11 protein-coding genes and 1 pseudogene are annotated in these 19,945 nt (G+C 74.9%); 2 read left to right on the plus strand and 10 right to left on the minus strand.

The genetic code is table 11. From position 1 onward, the window contains the following. Positions 1-273: 273 nt before the first annotated feature. Entirely contained in the window at positions 274-612 is a 339-nt protein-coding gene (locus QK440_RS29290; protein WP_282796254.1) for a chorismate mutase, read from the plus strand. A gap of 787 nt (positions 613-1,399) precedes the next feature. Here the strand turns inward: QK440_RS29290 and QK440_RS29295 are convergent. Then, positions 1,400-2,221, minus strand: coding sequence for a hypothetical protein (locus QK440_RS29295; RefSeq protein WP_282796244.1), 822 nt, complete (start codon positions 2,219-2,221; stop codon positions 1,400-1,402). A 262-nt stretch (positions 2,222-2,483) separates the two neighbouring features. Beyond that, entirely contained in the window at positions 2,484-2,870 is a 387-nt protein-coding gene (locus QK440_RS29300) for a hypothetical protein (RefSeq protein ID WP_282796245.1), read from the minus strand. A gap of 290 nt (positions 2,871-3,160) precedes the next feature. Here QK440_RS29300 and QK440_RS29305 point away from each other — a divergent pair, with 290 nt between their 5' ends. After that, the gene (locus QK440_RS29305; protein WP_282796246.1) at positions 3,161-4,420 is read left to right on the plus strand and encodes a hypothetical protein; all 1,260 of its coding nucleotides are present in this window, start codon (positions 3,161-3,163) and stop codon (positions 4,418-4,420) included. A gap of 169 nt (positions 4,421-4,589) precedes the next feature. On the opposite strand, the gene QK440_RS29310 is transcribed toward QK440_RS29305, so the two are convergent. The 8 genes and pseudogenes from QK440_RS29310 to QK440_RS29345 form a co-directional block, all read right to left on the minus strand. Continuing rightward, positions 4,590-6,455 (minus strand): GMC family oxidoreductase, encoded by a 1,866-nt coding sequence (locus QK440_RS29310; protein WP_282796247.1) that lies wholly within the window; start codon positions 6,453-6,455, stop codon positions 4,590-4,592. Positions 6,456-6,571: 116 nt separating this feature from the next. After that, on the minus strand, positions 6,572-8,188 hold the full coding sequence (locus QK440_RS29315; protein WP_282796248.1) for a succinic semialdehyde dehydrogenase: 1,617 nt from the start codon (positions 8,186-8,188) through the stop codon (positions 6,572-6,574). 126 nt (positions 8,189-8,314) lie between these two features. Next, complete coding sequence (locus QK440_RS29320; protein WP_282796249.1) at positions 8,315-10,096, minus strand: serine/threonine-protein kinase; 1,782 nt, start codon at positions 10,094-10,096, stop codon at positions 8,315-8,317. 95 nt (positions 10,097-10,191) lie between these two features. After that, on the minus strand, positions 10,192-11,940 hold the full coding sequence (locus QK440_RS29325; RefSeq protein ID WP_282796250.1) for a serine/threonine-protein kinase: 1,749 nt from the start codon (positions 11,938-11,940) through the stop codon (positions 10,192-10,194). 213 nt (positions 11,941-12,153) lie between these two features. After that, positions 12,154-13,842 carry a serine/threonine protein kinase gene (locus QK440_RS29330; RefSeq protein ID WP_282796251.1) on the minus strand — a complete coding sequence of 563 codons (1,689 nt, stop codon included), beginning with the start codon at positions 13,840-13,842 and terminating at the stop codon, positions 12,154-12,156. Positions 13,843-14,059: 217 nt separating this feature from the next. Then, the gene (locus QK440_RS29335) at positions 14,060-15,625 is read right to left on the minus strand and encodes a serine/threonine-protein kinase (RefSeq protein ID WP_282796252.1); all 1,566 of its coding nucleotides are present in this window, start codon (positions 15,623-15,625) and stop codon (positions 14,060-14,062) included. Positions 15,626-15,940: 315 nt separating this feature from the next. Then, the gene (locus QK440_RS29340) at positions 15,941-18,763 is read right to left on the minus strand and encodes a protein kinase (protein WP_282796253.1); all 2,823 of its coding nucleotides are present in this window, start codon (positions 18,761-18,763) and stop codon (positions 15,941-15,943) included. Between the two features lie 177 nt (positions 18,764-18,940). Continuing rightward, positions 18,941-19,945 (minus strand): annotated as a pseudogene (locus QK440_RS29345) (serine/threonine protein kinase); the annotation flags it as partial.

A 19,945-nucleotide genomic window follows, 5' to 3' on the forward strand; every position in this document is an offset into this window, starting at 1 on the left:
CGTCACACCCCGTCTCACCATGCGAGCCCACCCCCGCCCCGGATTGACCCGGCACGCGCGTGTCGGGGCATACTGGGTTCGTGAACAAGCACCTCGGCTTCCTCTTTACCTATGGCAACCGGCCCGCCGGCTGCCATGGTCGAGCTGCTTGATCTCCTGACAAGCGACTTTCCAGGCGCCCCGGGCCGTAAGGCCCGGGGCGTTCTGTCGTTCCCGGTCCTGTCGTCCCGGAGCGCTCCGCCCGCCACCATTCGCGAGGAGCCCACCATGGCCATGACCACCGCCGCACAGCACACCGCGGCTACCGCCCCGGCAGCCGCCGCCCCCTCCACCACGCCCGCCGAGCGGACCGGCGCCCGTACTCCGGAGGCCGCCGAGCTGATCGGCGGTGCCCGTGAGCGGATCGACGCGCTCGACGACCGGATCATTGGTCTGGTCCAGGAGCGGATGGCGGTCTCCGCGGTGATCCAGGAGGCCCGCATCGGCTCCGGCGGGCGCCGGGTGAACCTGACGCGCGAGATGGAGATTCTCAGCCACTACCGGGACGCGCTCGGCAAGCCCGGCACCGCGCTCGCGATGACGCTCCTGGAGCTGTGCCGAGGCCGCGTCTGACCCGGGGTCCCACCCCGGCCGAGGCGCCCGCCCCCGCGAAGCTCCGCAACGCCCCTGGAAGCACCGGTCAGCACCGGCAAGCCCTGCGAAGCCCCACAAAGCCCCGGCGGACGGAGCCCCGCGCGACGCACGTGCGCGCGCGGAACCGCTGCGCCACGGACCTGAGTTCGGGCGGCCTCTCACCCGTACGGCGCGTGACCGGTTCCCGACGGGCTTCGTTGGTCCCGGTGTCCGTGCCAGCCAGGGGCGGGCCGCAAGAACCACGCGTGGCTCCGCTGGGGCGATGAGGCGTACGGGATCGCGTACGCCGTGGGACCTCGCCCCAGGGTTGTGACCGGACGGCAGGGGACAGCAGCCCGGTCACCCAGGGAACGGTCGGCTCCGGGGACGCCCGGGGCCGACCGGCCCCAGCTCCCTCGTCCGGGTGTTCCCCTCGGGCGCACATAGATGTAGTCGAAACGGTTGCGCGAAGAACCAGCCATCCTTCACGATGCTGACAGGGCACGCGAAAAGCCCCGTACCTCAGAACTCCATTGCCATTGGTCTAAACCAGACGCGCTCCCCTTGAGCGCCGGGGCGGCCACCGGCGTACACGAGCCAGCGGCGTACTCCCCCCGGCGCCGCGCCGAAGCACCGACGCTGCCCTGACGTCGGTGCTGACAGCCAAGGGCCCCGCGGATCCGTCCCGCGGGGCCCTTCGCTCGTCCGGCGGCCACCTCCCGCGGCGCCCGGCAGCCACCGCCTCCAGCAGTCACCGCCCTACGACACCCCCGGCGATGCCGCCCGCTCACTTCAGCGCGGCGAGCTGCGCGTCGATCACCGCCGCCGGGACCTTCGGCTCCGCGTCCGCCTTGTCCGCCGACGACGGGCCCTCGTACCCGCCGTCACGGCTCTCCTCGTTCCTGGCCACGCTCTCCGGGTCGTAGAGGTTCGTCGCGGAGAAGGACGCCAGCGTCGAACCCTGGCGGACGACCGTGACGGCCACACGCTGCACGTAGCGGTCCACGCGGCGGCCGAGCCGGTAGGAGACCGCCTCGTCGCCCTTGTCCGGCGCGGGCCGCGCCGTGGTGCCCGAGTGGCGCCACTCGCCCTTGCGGAACGTGGCGCACCGCTCGGACCCCGCCGCGGTACGCAGGCTCTTCAGCGCCCTGGCGGCATCGCCGGGGGTGTCGTACGCGTACAGCTCGACGGTCGTCGCCGAGGGGTACGCGCCCTTGGCCGTCACTTCTCGGCCGGTGCGGGCCGTCGCTCCCGGCGGGGCCACCGGGGCCAGCAGGTCCGCGAGCGGGGCGCAGGCGGCCGGGGATGCCGGGGCCTTCGCCGACGCGGTGTCCTGTGCGGACGGCTTGCGCGGCGACACCGTGTGGTGCTTCAGGCCCGCCTTCGCCAGGTCGCCCGCGGTCAGGGCCTCTGGAGCCGGTCCCGCCGCGTCGTCGCCGCCGTCCGAACCCCTCGGCTTCGCCTGCGCGGTGGACGACGTACCGCCGTCGCGGCCGTTCCCGTCGCGGCCGTCACCGTCACCGCCGTCGCCCCCGCCGCACGCCGCCGTCAGCCCCAGGGCCGCCACGACCGAGGCCGCGACCACGCCACGCGTCACGACAGTTCTCACGTTCCCCCTGCTTTCACCTTGCACGTTCTCGCGGAATGAGCGGAATGAGCCCTTTCCGCGCCGCGCGGAGTCACCCGCACCCCTACTACGACTGAAGATCACGACGGGTGGTTCCACGGAGCGGCCACCGAACGGAATCGGCCACCGCGGCCCGAAGACGGCTCTTGCGGCCCGCAGACAGCCACCGCGGCGACCCGCAGACGGCCACCGCGACCCGTCCCGCAGACGGTCACCGCGACCGGCCCGGCAGAGGGGAGGCTCGTCAGCCCCAGAAGCGGTACGGGCTCAGGAGCAGGATCGCGAGGATCATGCAGCCCCCCACGATCACCACGCTGCGCACCTGGCGCCACCGCTCCGACCGGCTCGCCGCACGCTGCGGCCCGGTGGGCGCGGCCCGCCAGTCCGCGGGGCGCCAGGGTTCGGCGGACTCCTGCTTGCGCTTGCGGCGCTTGCGGCCGATCGTGCCCTCGGCCTGCCGCCGCGCCTCCTCCTCGTCCAGGCGGCGCAGCCGCTCGGCGACCATGCGCGCCCGGGCGGACGGCTCCTTGGGCGCCGAGGCGCGGATGTCCCGTTCGCTGTCCTCGGCGAACTTCCGCCACACCTCGTCGGGTATGGACGCCTCGTCGTCGGGTTCGCGCGGTGACTGCACGGACACTGTGCCCCCATTCCCCCGCCCTGCTCCCCGCAGCGGGCCTCATCTCGTCTGCAAACGGGGGAAGTTCTACGGCACCGTACGACGGCCGCACAAGCAGCAGTCCTCCCCAGCCTCTCCAGGTGTGACTCAAGCCACATAAAGTTCCCGTGAGTTCGAGTGCAACCATTCACAGGCGACGCAGGTCATGCATGCGTACCTACGGTCACTTCCGCGTAACCCGCGCGGAGGCCTCCAGCTCCGTGCCACGCGGTGACGCGCGGTACGCCGGACTCACTGAGGTCTTCATGAAGCTTCGCCGTGCTCTGGCCACAGCGGCCGCGACCGCCGCTCTCGCCCCGCTCGCGCTGCTGTCGGCCCCGGCCGCGCTCGCGACCGAGGGCGGCACCACAACGCCCGGAGCGACGGCGAACGAGACCCCGGCACCCCCCGGCGAGCCCGCGCCGGGCCCGGAGGACCCGGCGGAGAAGCCTGCCGACAAGCCCGGCGCCCCCGGCACGCCCGGAGACCCCGCCGACCCCGCGAACCCCGGCAACCCGGGCACGCCCGGCGGCGACGCCCAGAAGCCCGGCGGCAACCCCGGTGACAACCCCGGCGACACCCCTGGCGAGAAGCCGGGGCAGAAGCCCGGCGAGGAACCCGGCGGGACGCCCGGCGGCAAGCCGGGAGAGCCGGGCACCGAGCCCGGCGGCAAGCCGGGAGGAAAGCCCGGCGAGAAGCCCGGTCAGAAGCCCGGCGGCGACGAGGGCGGCAGGCCCCCGGCCGAGGACGACGGCGGAAAGGACCCCTCGCCGGAGCCCTGCGAGGTCGACGACGACACCGGCGAGGACCTCGACAGCCAGTTGGAGCTCGGCGTCACCGGCCTGCCCGGGAAGATCGTCGCGGGCAGCGGCTGGCACGAGTTCACGCTGGCCGCGACCAACCGCGGCGACGAGGACCTCGGCGACGTCGACTGGCTCGTGGCCGCGGACAACTTCTCCGACAGCGAGCACGCCGAGGACTGGCTGAGCACGTACGCGCGCATCCAGTACTTCGACCGCACCGCCAAGGGCTGGAAGTCGATCGTCGACGAGGCCGGGGACGGCAGTTACTTCGACAAGACCACGCTCGGCCCCGACCAGCGGATCGAGCTGGAGCTGCGCCTCGACATCAGCGCCAAGGCCCCGGCGGGGCCGGGTTACGCGCTCGGCCTCGGCGGTTACACGGACGCGGAACTGGGCTGTGAGCACAGCTCGTTCTCGTTCTTCGAGTTCACGGTCCTGGAGCCGGGCAGCGACAACGAGGACCCCGGTGAGGCCGAGGAGAAGCCGGCCGAGGGCACGCACAGGCCGGCCCCCAGGCCGCAGGGCGGCGCCAAGGAGATCAGGCGGACCTCCACCAACACCTTCACCGACACCTCGCCCACCGGCACGCCCACCGGCAGCCTCGCCGAGACCGGCTCCAGCAGCGTGCTGCCGGCCGTCGGCGTCGTGGGCGGCGTCGCGGTCGCCGTGGGCGCGGGCGCCGTGTTCATCGTGCGCCGCCGTGGTCACTCGGACGCCGCGTGACGGCTGCTCGGACGGTACGCGAGGCGACACGCGCGCGGGTCTGAGACGAGAACCACCACAGACGGGAAGGACCTGCACTCGGAGGGGGGTGCAGGTCCTTTCGCATGCCGGGGCCGGGCCCAGCCGCCCCCCTACGGCCCTACGGCCCTACGCCCTACGGCCCTACGGCCTACGCCGAAGGCTCCCCCGCCCCGTCCGCCACCTTCTTCGGCGGCACCACCGGCACCCCCAGGAACGGCAGCCGCAGCGCGCCGAACGCGTCCGCCGGGACCGCCGGGGACCGCGGCTCGACCGGAGCGAGGCGGACGTAGGCCGCGCCCGGGGCCGGGCGCGGGTCCGGGTCCCCCTTGTTGGGCCAGAACGACATGGCACGCTCCGCCTGGGCGGTGATCGTCAGCGAGGGGTTCACGCCGAGGTTCGCGGACACCGCCGAACCGTCGACCACGGAGATGCCCGGGTGCCCGTACAGACGGTGGTACGGGTCTATGACGCCCGTCTCCGGGCTGTCGCCGATCGGGCAGCCGCCGAGGAAGTGCGCGGTCAGCGGGGTGCCCATCAGCTCGCCGACGTTCGAGCCGGAGAAGCCGTTGATCTCGGCCGCGAGGAGGCTCGCGGCGCGCGTCGCCTCCGGGATCTGGTCCGGATTGGGCGCGCCGTGCCCCTGCCGGGCCGTCAGGAGACCCTTGCCTATGCCCTTCTCCTTGCGGTACGTGGTCAGCGAGTTGTCCAGCGTCTGCATGACCAGGCCGATGATGGTCCGCTCCGACCAGCGGCGGTTCGACAGGGAGCGCAGGGCGAGCAGCGGGTGCCGGGCGGTGTTGGCGAACCAGCCGGCGACGCGCGCCTTGCCGCCCTTGACGGTGTACGGGACCTGGAGCACGGTCAGGCTGCCCATCGCGTTGGACTTCTTGCCGTAGCGGACGGGCTCGATGTGCGTGGTGTCGTTCGGGTGGATCGACGAGGTGATGGCGACGCCCCGGGTGAAGTCGACGCGGCCGCCGGGGCCGAGCAGGCCGGGGTGGCGCCGCCGGTAGCGCCGGTCGGTGGTCTGCGCGCCCACCAGCGCCTCGGAGTTGGTACGGGTCAGCTCGCCGAGCCGCCGCGACAGGTGGGGCAGCAGATGGCTGTCCTTCATCCGGTGCAGCAGCGTCTGCGTGCCGTACGTACCGGCGGCGAGGACGACGCGGCGGGCCCGGAACGTGCGGCCCCTGCCCTTGCGCCGGTTGTCGGTGGGCAGCGTGGCCAGCGCGTAGCCGCCGCGCGAGTCCTCGGTGAGGGCGACGACGGTCGTCATCGGGTGGATGACCGCTCCGGCCTTCTCGGCGAGGTACAGGTAGTTCTCCGTCAGCGAGTTCTTGGCGCCGTGGCGGCAGCCCGTCATGCACTCGCCGCACTCGTTGCAGGCGCGCCGGGACGGCCCGGCGCCGCCGAAGTACGGATCGGGAACTTCGGTGCCGGGGCCGGCCGTTGACTCACCGGTGGCGTCCCGCCCGTCACCGAAGAAGATGCCCACCGGAGCCATGTGGAAGCTGTCGCCCACACCCATGGCCTCGGCCGCCGCCTTGAGATGGACGTCGGAGGGAGTGGTCGTCGGATTGAGCCGCACGCCCAGCATGCGCTGGGCCTGCTCGTAGTACGGACGCAGCTCGTCCTGCCAGTCCGTGATGTCCTTCCACTGCGGATCCTCGAAGAACGCCGCAGGCGGTACGTAGAGCGTGTTCGCGTAGTTCAGCGACCCGCCGCCCACGCCCGCGCCCGCCAGGACCATCACGTTGCCGAGCAGGTGGATGCGCTGGATGCCGTACAGGCCGAGCGCGGGGGCCCAGAGGTAGTTCTTCAGGTCCCAGGAGTTCTTCGGCAGCGTCTCGCGCGTGAAGCGGCGCCCCGCTTCCAGCACGCCTACGCGGTAGCCCTTCTCCGTGAGCCGCAGCGCCGATACGGCGCCGCCGAAGCCGGACCCCACGACGATGACGTCGTAGTCGTACCCCTCGCTGTGCCCCCCGCCCTCGCTGTGGACGGAGTTCTCCTGTGGCATCGGCTCTCCTCGACATCCGCGGGCTGTCTGTGGCTGGTCGCGCGGTTCCCCGCGCCCCTGCGGGGCGCTGCCGTACCCGGCACGGGTCTCGCCCCGCCGCCTCCGGGGCGCTCCCGTCAGCGCAGGCGCAGCGCCTTCATCACCTTCAGGCTCGTCGTCATGAGGGCCGCGTACCTCTCGTCGTCCATGCCGAGGGACGGCGCCAGCGGGAGGAGCCGCTGGTGGGCCACGGTCTGGGCCTCGGTGTACTTGAGTATGCCCTCGGAGCCGTGGCGGCGGCCGAGGCCGGAGTCCTTCATGCCGCCCATCGGGGACTGCACGCTGCCGTAGGCGGGCGCGTAGCCCTCGTTGATGTTGACGGTGCCCGTGCGCAGGCGGGCGGCGACGGCGCGGCCGCGCTTGCCGTCCCTCGTCCAGACCGAGGAGTTCAGGCCGTAGGGCGTCGCGTTGGCGAGCTCCACCACCTCGTTCTCGTCGGTGAAGCGGTAGACCGAGACCACCGGGCCGAAGGTCTCCTCCGTGCACACGGCCATGGGCGGCTCGACGCCGTCGAGGATGGTCGGCTCGTAGAAGTACGGGCCGACGTCGGGCCGGGCCACGCCGCCCGCGACGAGCGTGGCGCCCTTGGCGACGGCCTCGTCGACGTGGCGCCGGGTGGTCTCCAACTGCCGCTCGCCGACCAGCGAGCCCATGTCCGCCCCGTACGCGAGCGAGCGCCCGAGCCGCAGGGCCCTGGTGCGGGCGGCGAACCGCTCGACGAAGGCGTCCGCGACCGACTCGTGCACGTACAGCCGCTCGATCGAGATGCAGAGCTGGCCCGCGGACGAGAAGCAGGCGCGGACGGCGCCCGCGGCGGCCTTGTCCACGTCGGCGTCGTGCAGGACCAGCATGGCGTTCTTGCCGCCGAGTTCGAGGGAGACGCCGACGAGCCGGGCGGCGGCGCCCGTGGCGACCTCGCGGCCGGTGCGCGTGGAGCCGGTGAAGGAGACGTAGTCGGCGTGGGCCACGACCTCCGGGCCGATGACGGGTCCGTCGCCGAGCACGACTTGGAAGGCCTCGGAGGGCAAACCGGCCTCGACGATGAGGTCCCGCGCCCACAGGGCGGTCAGGGCGGTCTCCGTGTCCGGCTTCATCACCAGCGCGTTGCCCGCGACGAGCGCGGGCAGCGCGTCGCCCACGGACAGCTCGAGGGGGTAGTTCCAGGGCGCTATCTGCCCGACGACGCCGCGCGGCTGGCGCGCCTCGGTGACCTGGGTCAGGACCGGTACGACACCGGTGTGCCGCTTGGGGTTCAGGTAGGCGGCGGCGCGGCGGCCGTAGTGGCGGGCCGCGACGGCGACGGCCTGGACCTCCTCATGCGCGTGCAGCCGCGCCTTGCCGGTCTCCAGCTGTATCAGGTCGAGCACCTCGGCCTGGCGCTGGAGCAGCAGGTCGTGGAAGCGCAGCAGCACCGCCGCGCGCTGCCGCACCGGCGTGCGCGCCCACGCGACCTGGGCGGTGCGGGCCCGCTCGAAGGCGGTGGCGACGTCCTGCGGCGTGGACGCGGGCAGGTCGGCCAGCTTCTCGCCGGTGAACGGCGTGTGGTTCGCCGTCCGGCCCGAGCCGAGCACACCGCGGGAGAGCTGGGCGACCAGCTCGGGCGTGACCACGTCGGCGGCGGTGCGGGCGCCGCGCGGGGCCGGAGCGATCGGGTTCGTGCCGAGGGGTGCCGCGGGGGCCTGCGTGTCCGTCATGACGGTGAGCGTATGCCGGGGCGGACGCTTTGGGTACCCATGGGTAACAGGCTTTTACCGGCCTCGCGCGCCACCCCGTGCGCCCTCCCCCACCGCGCCAGTGCCTGCTGGCAGCAAAGCCGCTGATCAGGGGCGTTGGCCGGAACCCAGCGCCGCCTTCCCGACCTTGAGGCGGTCCCGCGCGGCCTTGAAGAGAGCGGTGCCCTGCTTCTCGAGGACGGCGACCCCCTTGGGCATCCGCACCATGAGTTCGTACGCCTCCCCGGCGTCGGTGAGGATAAGCAGCCGCATCTCGCGGATGGCGGCCGCCTGGTCCGGGTCGCCGTCGTCCTCCTTGTACGTGGCGTCGAGCAGGGCGGCGTCCTGGCCGCGGAAGCGCGTCGGGGCCGAGGTGGTGTTGGCCTCCAGGTACGCCGGTGACTCGTACGACTTCATCTCCTTGTTCGCCCAGGCGACGGCGTTCGCGGCGGGCGCCCCGGCGGGCTTCGTGAGCCGCAGGGAGACCCGGCCGCCGGGCTCGGAGTACTCGACGAGCGGGTTCTCGCGGTCGCGGACCACCTCGGTGTACGAGGCGGGCACGGCGACCTCGGCCGCCAGTCGCGCCTCCTTGTGCACCTTCCAGCGCCCGCCGGCCGAGGGCGACGCCGGCGGGTCCGGCTCGGGATAACCGGGCGGAGCGGGCTCACCCTCCTCGATGTCCCCGCCGCTCGACCAGCCCCCGGCCTCGACGGCCTCCGCCTCCCCGCCGTCTCCCCCGTCGCCGCCTCCGCCGACGGAGGTGCCGAGCCAGACGCCGCCGCCGACGAGGAGCGCGCCGACCAGGGCGGCGGTGACCAGGGGCTGGACGCGCCGGTGGAGGGGGGCGCGGTCCTGCGACCGCGTGGCCGCGGTGTCCCCGGGCTCCTCCCGCGGCTGCGCGGCGGTGGCCTCCTCGGGCACGGGGGCCGTGTCGCCCTCCGGCCGGGCGGCGGAGTCCCCGGCCCGCGCAGACGTACGGTCCCCCGGCCGCGCGGCTGCGGCGTCCCCGGCCGCGGACGTGGACGTGGTGCCGGGCTCCGGACCGGCCGCGTCCGCCCGGTCGCGCCCCGCCACCGCCGCCACCGCCGCCAGCGCCGCCGCGACCTCCGGGGCGGACGGGCGCCGCTCGGGCTCGCGGGCGAGCAGCCGCTCGATCAGGGGAGTCAGCTCGCCCGCCCGCGTCGGCCTCGGCACCTCCGCCGAGAGCACCGCCGCCAGGGTCGACTCCAGCGTCGGGCGCCGGAACGGCGAGGAGCCCTCCACCGCCGCGTACAGCAGCACCCCCAGCGACCACAGGTCGGAGGCCGGGCCCGCGCCGGGGGACGCCATCCGCTCGGGCGCGACGAACTCCAGCGAGCCGACGAACTCCCCGCTGACCGTGAGGGCCTCCTCGCCCTGGATGCGGGCGATGCCGAAGTCGGTCAGGACGACGCGGCCGTGGTCGCCGAGCAGCACGTTCGCGGGCTTCACGTCCCGGTGGACGATGCCCTTGGCGTGCGCGGCCGCCAGCGCGCCGACGAGCGCGAGGCCGACGCGCGCGGCCTCGGCGGGCGCCAGCGCGCCGCGCTTGAGCACCTCGTGCAGCGACTCGCCCCGTACCAACTCCATGACGATCCACGGCTGTTCGTCGTCCTCGACGACCACGTCGTGGATGGCGACGGCCGCCGGGTGCTCGACCCGCGCCGCGGCCCGCGCCTCACGCCGGATACGGGCGTACGCGCGCCGCCCCGCCTCGTCCCGCGGGTCGCCGGGCAGGCGCGGCTCCTTCACGGCGACCTCGCGGCCCACCAGTTCGTCGACGGCACGCCACACCGTGCCCATGCCCCCGGAGCCGATGCGCTCGACGAGCCGGTACCGGCCCCCGATCACCCGTCCGCCGTCAGTACTCATGTGCCATGAGTACCGCGCGGGGGTCGGCGGGGGCCAGTCCGGTGATCACCCTGTGACCGCCCGTCACCCCACGAGGGGCGCGGGGACCTCCGGCGTCAGGGCTTGTCGATCTCCAGGCTGTCGATGGCCTTCCTCGCCACCTCGCGGCCCCGCTCGGTGAAGTCGCTCTTGGCCGGGTAGTCGATCCACAGCTTGTACATGTCGCCGGACGTCGTCCGGTAGTAGAAGATCCTGGCCTCGCGCGGGTACTCCACCTCGCTCTCCTTGTTGGTGTACGGGATCAGGTTCTCCGCGGACTGGTTGCCCTTGTACTCGCCCTGCGTGGTCTTCCTGCCGGGCCGCAGCGAGTCCGGGCTCAGCGACGAGCCGAACACCGAGCTTCCCTCGTCCAGGGCCTTCATGTCCTCGTACGCCTCGGCCATGGAGGTGGCCGCGATGTACTTCAGGTCGTCCTCGGCCTTCTTGTCCAGCCCCAGCGTCACCGTGATCGCACCGCTGGAGTCCCGGTACGAGACCCAGTGCTCCTTCGGAGCCGGTGCGGAGGGGCCCCAGGTGGCGTACCCCTTGGGCACCGACACCGAGGCGCCGAGTTCCTTGGCCGTCTTCCGCTTCCAGTCCCCGCCGTCGGAGGAGCCGCCGAACGGGTCGAGCGCCACGAGCACCCCCGCCGCCACCACCGCGGCCAGCACCCCGCCGACGGCCGCGAGCGCCCTGCGGCCGAGGAACACGCCCTTGCCGCGCGGCGCGGGGTCCCCCGCGACGGTCACCACCCGCGTGGGCGGCGGCTCCGGCGGCCTGGCGGCCTCTTCGAGGAGGGCGCGCACCCGCGCGGCGCCCGGACGGTGGGCCGGGTCCTTGTGCAGCAGGCCGTTGATGGCCTCGGCCAGCGGACCCTGGGCGGAGGCGGGCGCCGCGGGCGTGGCGTTGAGGACCGACTGGAGCGTCGCGGGCGTGTTGCTGCGCCGGAACGGCGAGACCCCCTCGGTCGCCGCGTACAGGACGACACCGAGCGACCAGAGGTCGGAGGCGGGGCCCGGCCGCTGGCCGAGGACGCGCTCCGGGGCGATGAACTCGGGGGAGCCGACGAAGCCGCCGGTGTCCGTCAGGTTCGTCTCGCCCTCGATCTGGGCGATGCCGAAGTCGGTGAGCACGACCCGGTCGTGGTCGCCGAGCATGACGTTGTCCGGCTTCACGTCGCGGTGCAGGATGCCCGCCGCGTGCGCGGCCTCCAGGGCGCCGAGCACCTCCAGGCCGACGCGCGCCGCGTCGCGGGCGCCGAGCGTGCCCTCGCGCAGGGCCGCGCCGAGCGAGCGGCCGCGTACGAACTCCATGACGATCCACGGCCGACCGTCCTCGAACACGACGTCGTGGACGTTCACCACGGCCGGGTGGTCGAGGCGGGCGGCGGCGCGGGCCTCGCGGCGCATCCGCTCGAAGGCGTTGGCGCGTTCGCGCTCGGGCACGTGGTCGGGGACGCGCGGCTCCTTGACGGCGACCTCGCGGTCCACGGTCTCGTCCTTCGCCCGCCAGACCGTGCCCATGCCGCCGTGGCCGAGCTTGGCGAGCAGCCGGTACCGGCCACCGACGAGCCTGCCGGCGCCGGGCTCCGCCGAACGGGGCGCGTGGGGCGGCTGGTTCCCCTGGTTCGCCTGGTTCGGCGGGTGCGGGTGGTTCGGCGGGTGCGGCTGGTTCGGCACCGCCTGCGTCGGGGCCGGGGGCCCGGTCGGGGCCGGGGACGGCGGGTCCGGGTCCGGTGTGGCGTCCCGCTCCGGCGGGCGCGGAGGCTGAAGCCCGTAGCTGGTGACGTCGTTCGGGCTGTAGGAGGCTCCCCCGTCGTTACTCATGGACCCATCAGTACCGTGCCGAGCGTGTCTGATTCCAGCCGGGTCACGCACTTGTGACCGGGGTGATGCACGGGCCGGGAACCACGCGCGCACGGGCCGGGAAACGCGCGCCCGCGGCCCGGGTTCCACGCCGGCGGAGGCCGCGTGCCGCACCCTGCCGACGGCGACCGGTCAACGGCACCCTGCCAACGGCAACCCGTCAACGGCACCCTGTCAACGGCGTACGAACGTGTCCACCGCCGTGTCGAAGTGCCGCCGCGCCCCCGGCGCCTCGGCCAGCGGCGCCGACATCCACACGTCGTACATCCGCCCGCCCTCCACCCAGCACAGGTCGAACGTGCGCCGCGCGCCGTCCGCCCCCTCGGAGGCGTCCCAGGTGAACTGCCACAGCGCGGCCGGGCGGCCGTTGCGCGTGGTCTCGGTGACCTGGCCGTCGCGGTAGCCGGGGGTCAGCGCGGGCCCCTGGGCGTGCGCGCGGCGCTGGGCGGCGAGCGGGCCCCCGGGCACCGGCTCGGCGGACTTGATGCCGATGCGGAGGCCGCCGTCCGGGGAGCTGTAGAAGACGCTCGGGCCCTCCGCGGTCCGCCGGTAGCCCTCCGGGACGGCGAGGGCGAAGCCGCGCGGGTCCTTCGCCAGGCGGTAGCCGCCCGGCGGGTCCGGGGTGGAGGGCCGGGGCGAGTCCGGGGTCTTGGTGACCGTCGAGGTCGCCGTGGGGCGCGGGGCGCCGGTGTCCGGTCCGGTGCCGTTCTGGGAGGCCGAGCTGGGCGGGTTCCGGGCGCCCCCGTCGCCGTCCCGGCCGAGCAGCAGCGCGGCGGCCGAGACCGCGCCCACCGCGACGGCGGCGACGAGCGCGGCGGCCACCAGGACGGCGCGGCCCTGCCGGCGGTTCAGCCGGGAGAACCGGGCCGGCGGCCCCGGCCGGTACGGGTCGTCCGGCAGCGGCAGCAGCACCGTGGCCCTGGTGCGCGGGTATCGGGGCAGGTCACGCGGGGCGGGCGGGTGCCGCCCCGGCCGTAACGCGGCGGGCAGCAGCCCCGTCCCCGGCCGGTCGCCGGGGGACCCGGGCATCGTGCCGGTGAGGACGTACGCCCGCAGCAGCTCCTCCGCCGCGGCCGCGTCGAGCCGCCGCTCCGGGTCGCGTTCGAGCAGGCCGAGGACGACGGGCGCCAGGGGTGCGGCGGCGGGCGGCGGGTGGATCTCGTCGAACACGACGGCGTGCAGCACCCCGCCGATGGAGTCCCGGCGGAACGGCGACTCACCGCTGACCGCCGCGACGAGCAGCGCCCCGAGCGACCACAGGTCGGACGCGGGGCCGGTGCGCTCGCCGGACATGCGCTCCGGCGCGGTGTACTCGGGCGAGCCGACGAACGTCCCGCGCTCGGTGAGCGTGGTCGCGCCGCTGACCCGCGCGATGCCGAAGTCCGTCAGGACGACGCGCCCGGTGGCCTCCTCGATGAGGACGTTCGCGGGCTTGAGGTCGCGGTGCAGGATCCCGGCGGCGTGCGCGGTGCGCAGCGCGCCGAGCAGGTCGAGGCCCACGCGGGCGGCCGCGTGCGGGCCGAGCGGCCCGGAGCGCGCGATGCGCCGCGCGAGCGAGACGCCCTCGACGTACTCCATGACGATGTACGGCTGGCCGTCGTGGAGGACCACGTCGTGCACGACCACGATGTGCGGGTGCTGCAGCCGGGCCACCGCCCGGGCCTCGCGCAGGGTGCGCTCGCGCTGCCGGGCGGCCTCCGCCTCGGAGAGCGTCTCGTCGACCGCGAGCTCCTTGACGGCCACCCGGCGGCCGAGGAGCTGGTCGGTCGCCCGCCACACGACGCCCATGCCGCCGCGGTCGAGCCGCGCTTCCAGGCGGTAACGACCGGCGATCACACGGGTGCTGTCACCCAGGCTCCCCATGCGGCCATCATGCCCCAGAGGTGTGGCCCTCGATCCGCCTGACCGCGGGCGATGCCCGGGACCGGCCAGTTCAGGCCGCCCGCGGGGGAGACAGGCGTCGGTTCAGGCCAGGGGGACGGGGCGTGCCCGGACCGCGCCCCGTACGCGGCGGGCGCGCCGGCTTCCCTCCGTACGCGGCAGGCGCGCCGGCCCCGCACCCCGTACGCGGCGGGGCGCGTCAGTCCCGCCAGCCGCGCAGCACCGCGTCGAACTGTTGCCGCGTCTTCTCCCAGCTGTCCTCGGGAGCCGACATGTAGATGACGTACTCGACGCCGTCCTGGCTGATGTACGCCTGCTCGATGGCGTGCCGGGGGCCCTTGGTGGTGTCGTTGGACCCCGCCGTCCAACTGAACTCCCACAGGGCGCCGGGGCCGTCGCGGAACGTGTTGGAGTTGAGGTGCAGCCGCCGGTAGCCGGGCAGCTTGAGCTGCCGCTCCATGGCGAGCTGGTGGGCGTAGGGGGTGTCGAAGTCCGGGCTGCGGTCGACGCCGATGCGGACGAAGTGGCGGCCGTTGTCGGGCGTGTAGTCGATCTGGCTGCCGTCCACCCGCCGGGTCCAGCCCTTGGGCAGCATCAGGCTGAAGCCCTCCGCGTCCCGCACGCGCACCCAGTCCGCGGGGATCCCGCCGACGACCTTGCCGCCGTCCTCGCCGCCGTTCTTGTCGCCGCCCTTGCCGTCGGTCCGCTCACCGGCCGTCGCCCGCGTGCCGCCGTCCCCGTCGCCGCCGTACTGGAGGTAGCCGAACACCCCGCCGCCGCCGAGCAGCGCCGCCGCGGCCACCAGGGCGAGCCGCCGGACCCACCGCCCGCGCCCGTACCCGGGGGCGGGGGGCAGGCCGGGGCCGGGCACGGCCGTGGTCCGCTCGGCGGTGGGCGGGGCCGGCTGCCGGGCGGTCCGCGCGGGGACGTACGCCTGGGCCGCGCTGGGGCGCCGCCCCTCCGCGGCCTCCGCCAGCATCTGCTCCGCCTCGTCCACGCTCGGCCGCGCGTGCGGGTCCTTGCGCAGCAGGGCGGCGATGACGGGCGTGAGGGCGTCCGCGTGCGCGGGCGGGGCGGGCTCCTCCGTCACCACGGCCTGCATGGTGCCGAGCGGCGAGGTGCGCCGGAACGGCGAACTGCCCTCGACCGCCGTGTACAGCGTCGCGCCGAGCGCCCACAGGTCGGACGCGGGGCCCGGGTTGGCGCCGCTGACCCGCTCGGGCGCCAGGTAGTCGACGGAGCCCACCACTTCGCCGGTGCGCGTGATGGTCTTGTCGCCCTCGATCGCGGCGATCCCGAAGTCGGTCAGGAGCACCCGGCCGTCGTCCGACAGGAGCACGTTGCCCGGCTTGACGTCGCGGTGCAGCACCCCGGCCGCGTGGGCGGCGCGCAGGGCGCGCAGCACCCACAGGCCGATCCGGGCGGCCTCGCGCGCCTCCAGGCGGCCGCGCTCCTTGACGGCGTCGGCGAGCGAACACCCCTCGACCAGCTCCATCACGATCCACGGCCGGTCGTCGTACTCCAGGACGTCGTGGACGGTGACGACCGCCGAGTGGTTGATCTGCGCCTGGGCGCGGGCCTCCGTCTGCGTACGGGTCAGCAGGACCGCGCGGTCGGCCTCCTGCACCCACTGGGCGGCCGTCAGCTCCTTGACGGCGACGGCCCGGTGGAGCACCTCGTCCCGCGCGCGCCACACCCGCCCCATGCCGCCGGTGCCGATGGACTCACCGAGCCGGTAGCGGCCGGCGAGGAGCAGGCCCTGCATGTGATTCACGTTCCCCCGCAGTTGGTCTTGACAGGGCCCAGGATCTTGACAGAGCCAAGGGTAAGGAGGCACGGGGGCGCGCGGAACGGGTGGGGTCCGCGGAGAGCGCGCCGAGACGGACGCGGCACCGGTTTCCCAGGCTTTCGTCGCCGTCCTTCCATACTTTCACCACGTATGGAGTGACTACTTCCGGATGCGGGACGGTTCCGGTCCGAGCGGCATCCGGGGCCGGGCAGGCGCGGGCGGCCCGGACGCGGGGGTCAGCGGGGGCCCGGCGCGCCAGGCGTGCTGGCACTCCGGCTCATGTCCCGTACGTCACCTGACGGCCTGGTAGGACTTCGCCGCCTGCTCGTACAGCCGGTCCACCTCGTCCCGCTCGGCCTCCGGGCCGCGGACCTGCACCACGTGGTACGCGCCGTCCACGATCAGCGCCAGGTTGCGGACGAAGACCTCGGTGCCGTCCGGGCCCTGCCAGGTGAACTGGCCCTCCGCCATGGCGCGGCCGCCCACGTCGACCCGGCGCATCCCGCTGGACGTGGCCCAGGACGAGTCGCGGAACGGCTGGAGCTCGCGCTCGTCCTCCTTCTGGTACTTCATCGGGTCCGTGCCGAAGTCCCCGGTGCTGTCCCGGCCCGGCACGACGAGCAGCTCGAACTTGCCGTGCGTGTACAGGACCTGGCCCCGGCCGTTCTTGGGCTGCCGGTCCCAGCCGCTGGCCACGGCGACGCGGAAGCCCTCCGCGTCCTTGCGGAGCGCGAAGCCGGGCTCCAGGTCGGGCGCGGTGGTCTGCGGCTCCTGCGAACCGGGGGACGCGCCGCCGTCCGGGCTCTCCCGCGGGCTCGCACCCTCCTCCTGGCCCTGGTCCCCGCCCGGCTTCCCGTCCTCGTCCGGCCGGTCGTCCCCGGCGGGCCCGCCGCCCGGAGCGGCGCTGGTCCGCCCCGCGTTCCCGGTGCGCCCCGCGCCCTCGTTCTCGTCGGCCTTCGGCATGAACAGCAGCGCGTACGCGACCGCCGCCACCAGCCCCGCCAGTATCACCAGGAGCAGCACGCGGCCGAGCGACCGCGGCCCGCGCGCGGGACGCGCCGTCCGCTCCGGGCGCGGCACCCGCACCGGCTTGGTGTCCCGGCCGCGCTTGTGGCGGCCGTGGCCGCCGCCCGTGGCGACCGGCGCGGGCGCGCGCCGCTTGCGCACGACCTCGCCCCGGCGGCGCACGACGGGCAGCCTGCCGCCGTCGTAGGGCGGCGCCGGGACCACGTGCACGCCCGCGTCCGGCTCGGGCGCGGACCGCACCAGGGAGCGCAGCCAGCCGCTCAGCTCCTCGAAGTCGATGCGCTCGGTCGGGTCCTGACGCAGCAGCGACTCCACGACGGGCCGCAGCGGCCCGCACTCCTCGGCGAACGCGGGCGGCTCCGCGCACACCAACTGCACAAGATCGGCGGTGGACTCCTCCGGGTACGGGGCGTGCCCCTGCACGGCGCGGAAGAGCAGCGCGCCCAGCGCCCACAGGTCGGTGGCGGGTCCGATGGGCGCGGCGAGCTGCCAGTTCTCGTGCACCGGCCCGGCCTGCTCGGGGGCCCAGCGCTCGGTGACAGGACCGACCACGGTCATGCGCGCGTGCCGGGCCCGCTCGGCGGCGAGCGCGGTGGCCGGGCCACGCCGGGCGCGCCCCTCGGCGGGGTCGCCCCAGCCGCCCTCGCGCGCGGGGCCGCCGCCCTCGGCGGCGCCGTAGGGCTCCCCGGCACCCGCCTCGGGCCCGCCGTCCGTTCCGTAGCCGTCGTAGGCGTCGTAGCCGTCGTCGTACGCCTCGTCGGGTCCATGTCCGCCGGCCGCCCCGTACGCCTCGTCGGGCCCGTGCCCGCCGGCCGCCGTCCCGTACGCGTCGTCCCGCTCGCGCTCGTGCGCGTACGGGTCGCCGTGCTCGAACACGGGCCGGTCGCCGCGGTCGTACGCCTCGTCGTGGCGCGCGCGGTGTCCCGGCGGGGTCTGCTTGGTCAGGTGGGGGTGGTGCGCGCCGCCCTGCGCGGGCACTTCGGTACGCGGCACGGCGCCGTGCCAGGGCCTCTTCTCCCGGGCGTTCTCCCGGACGTTCTCCCGGGCGCCGTAGGGGTTGCCCCGGACGCCGTACGGGTCGGTGATGCGGCCGGCCTCGGCGTCCCCGGGGCCCCGGTCGACGTCCACCGCGGCGTCCGGGCCGGTCACGCGGGTGGCGGCCCGGGCCGCGCCCGCGCGGTACGCGGCGATGGCCCCGGCGCGCGCGGCCCGCAGGTCGGCCTCGTAGTCGGCCTGGGCGTCGGTCCGGGTCCCGGGCGCGGGGCGGTTCCCGTACTCGCGGGCGGGCGCGTCACCCTCCTCCGGCTCGCGGTGGGGCGCCGCGGCCCGCGCCCCCGGAGCCTCCAGGGCGTCCCGGGCCTCCGGGGCGTCCTCGTGCTCCACGGCGGGGGCCTCGGCGAAGCCCGAGAAGTCCTCCCCCTCGGGCCGCGGGTCGTACCCGCACAGCGCCTCCTCGGCCGCGCCCGCGGCCAGGCCCGTGAGGAGCACGCGCCCGTCGTCGCAGACGAGGACCGTGCGCGCGGTGATGTTCCGGTGGACCCAGCCGTGGGCGTGCAGCACCCGCAGCGCGGTGACGACGTCGGCGGCCACCTCCGCCGCGCGGAACGGGTTCAGCGGCTTGTCGGCGAGCAGCGCCACGAGCGGCCGGGCGGCCACCAGCTCACTGACTATCCACAGCGAGCCGTCCTCCGCGAACACGTCGAAGACCTGGTCCAGGCGCGGATGGTCGGGGACCCGCGCGGCGGCCTGCGCCGCCTCGATGGCCCGGCGCACCGCCGGATCGCTCGGCCTGCGGGTGGCCCGCGCGCCCGCGCTCCGCTCCCCGCGCGCGCCCCGCGCCGCGGAGCCCGCGCTCCTGAACCCGTCGGGCAGCCCGCCCGGCAGCACGTCGCTCAGGTCGCCGTCGCCGAAGCCCTCGTCGCCGACCACCTCCGCCTCGACGACCTCGGGCAACGGCACCTGCCTGACCAGGACTTCCTGGCCGCTGTAGGTGTCGAAGGCGCGGGTCTCGGCGAACTCGTACGCTTCGGCCGGCGGCAGCGGCAGGCGGTAGCGGTCGGCGAGTACCCGTCCCGCATAGTCCTCCACGATGCCTCCCCCAACCGCCCGGTGGTCAAATCCGTTCGTTTTACGGCTCGTTGCGGCTGCTTACCCTCCGCAAGCACTCACGATACGTCTCTCGGCCCGACGGTATTGACGGGATGCCAGATCTCACCGGTTCGCTCGCGGGTTCGACGCCGCCTCCGCGGTGTCAGGTCCGGCGTGTCACTTCTTGGGCTGGAACGTCCGCGTGAACGTCCCCCAGGTGTCCCGGCGCCGGTCGCTGTCCCAGTCGTCGGCCTTCGCCGTGTACATCAGGCCGTAGCCGAGGCCGCCGTTCACCACGAAGCCGCGGTCGACCGTGCGGTACCGGGTGCCTCCGTCGACGTAGGTGAACTCCCAGTCGGCCGTGTTCCAGCCGCGGAAGCCCACCTTCTCTATGCGGAGCCGCTTGTACTCCGCCCGGCGCATGGCCGACTCCTGGTTCTTCCAGTCCGCCACCGGGTCGTCCTTGGGCATCGTGGTCCAGCCGACGAGCAGCTTCTGGCCGTCCGGCCCGGTGAACCGCGCGCCCGCCCGGTCCGTCGACGCGTACCGCCAGCCCTGGGGCAGGCCGATCGCGAAGCCCTGCGGGTGCTTGTGCGTCGTGGCGGCGCCGTCGTCCTTGCCCTTGTCGCCGCCGCCTATGGGCGCGCCCTGGCCGGAGCCGTCGTCCTTGCCGTCGCCCTTGCCGGAGTCCTTTCCGGAGTCCTTTCCGGAGTCCTTGCCGGGGTCTTTGCCGGAGTCCTGGCCTTGGCCGCCCCTGCCGTCGTCCGTGCCCGTGCCGCCGGACTTCCCGTCCTCGCCGGAGCCCTTGTCCTTGCCGTCGCCGCCCGCGGTCGCGCCGCTGGACGCCGCCGTGTCGCCGCCCTTGCCCTTGCCGTCCCCGTCGCCGCTGAGCGCGAAGGCGAGCACCGTGCCGAGCACGGCGAGCACGACCGCCACCGCGATGATCACGAGCGTGCGCCGCGGCACCACGTCCGTCAGCGGCGCCCTGGCGGGCGGCTTGGGCGGGGTCCCGGGCACGGGGGAGGCGGGGGTGTGGGCGGGGGCGTGCGGGGAGCCACCGCCCGCCGCCCGGGCGCTCGCCACGGCCGGGGCGCCGGCCGCGGCCCCGGCTCCGGTCGCGGTGGCGCGTGTCGTCGCGGACGACGCGGGGGCTCCGCTCCCGGAGCCGAAGGTCCGCCCGGC

The organism is Streptomyces sp. CC224B, assembly GCF_030010595.1.
Lineage (GTDB): Bacteria > Actinomycetota > Actinomycetes > Streptomycetales > Streptomycetaceae > Streptomyces > Streptomyces longispororuber.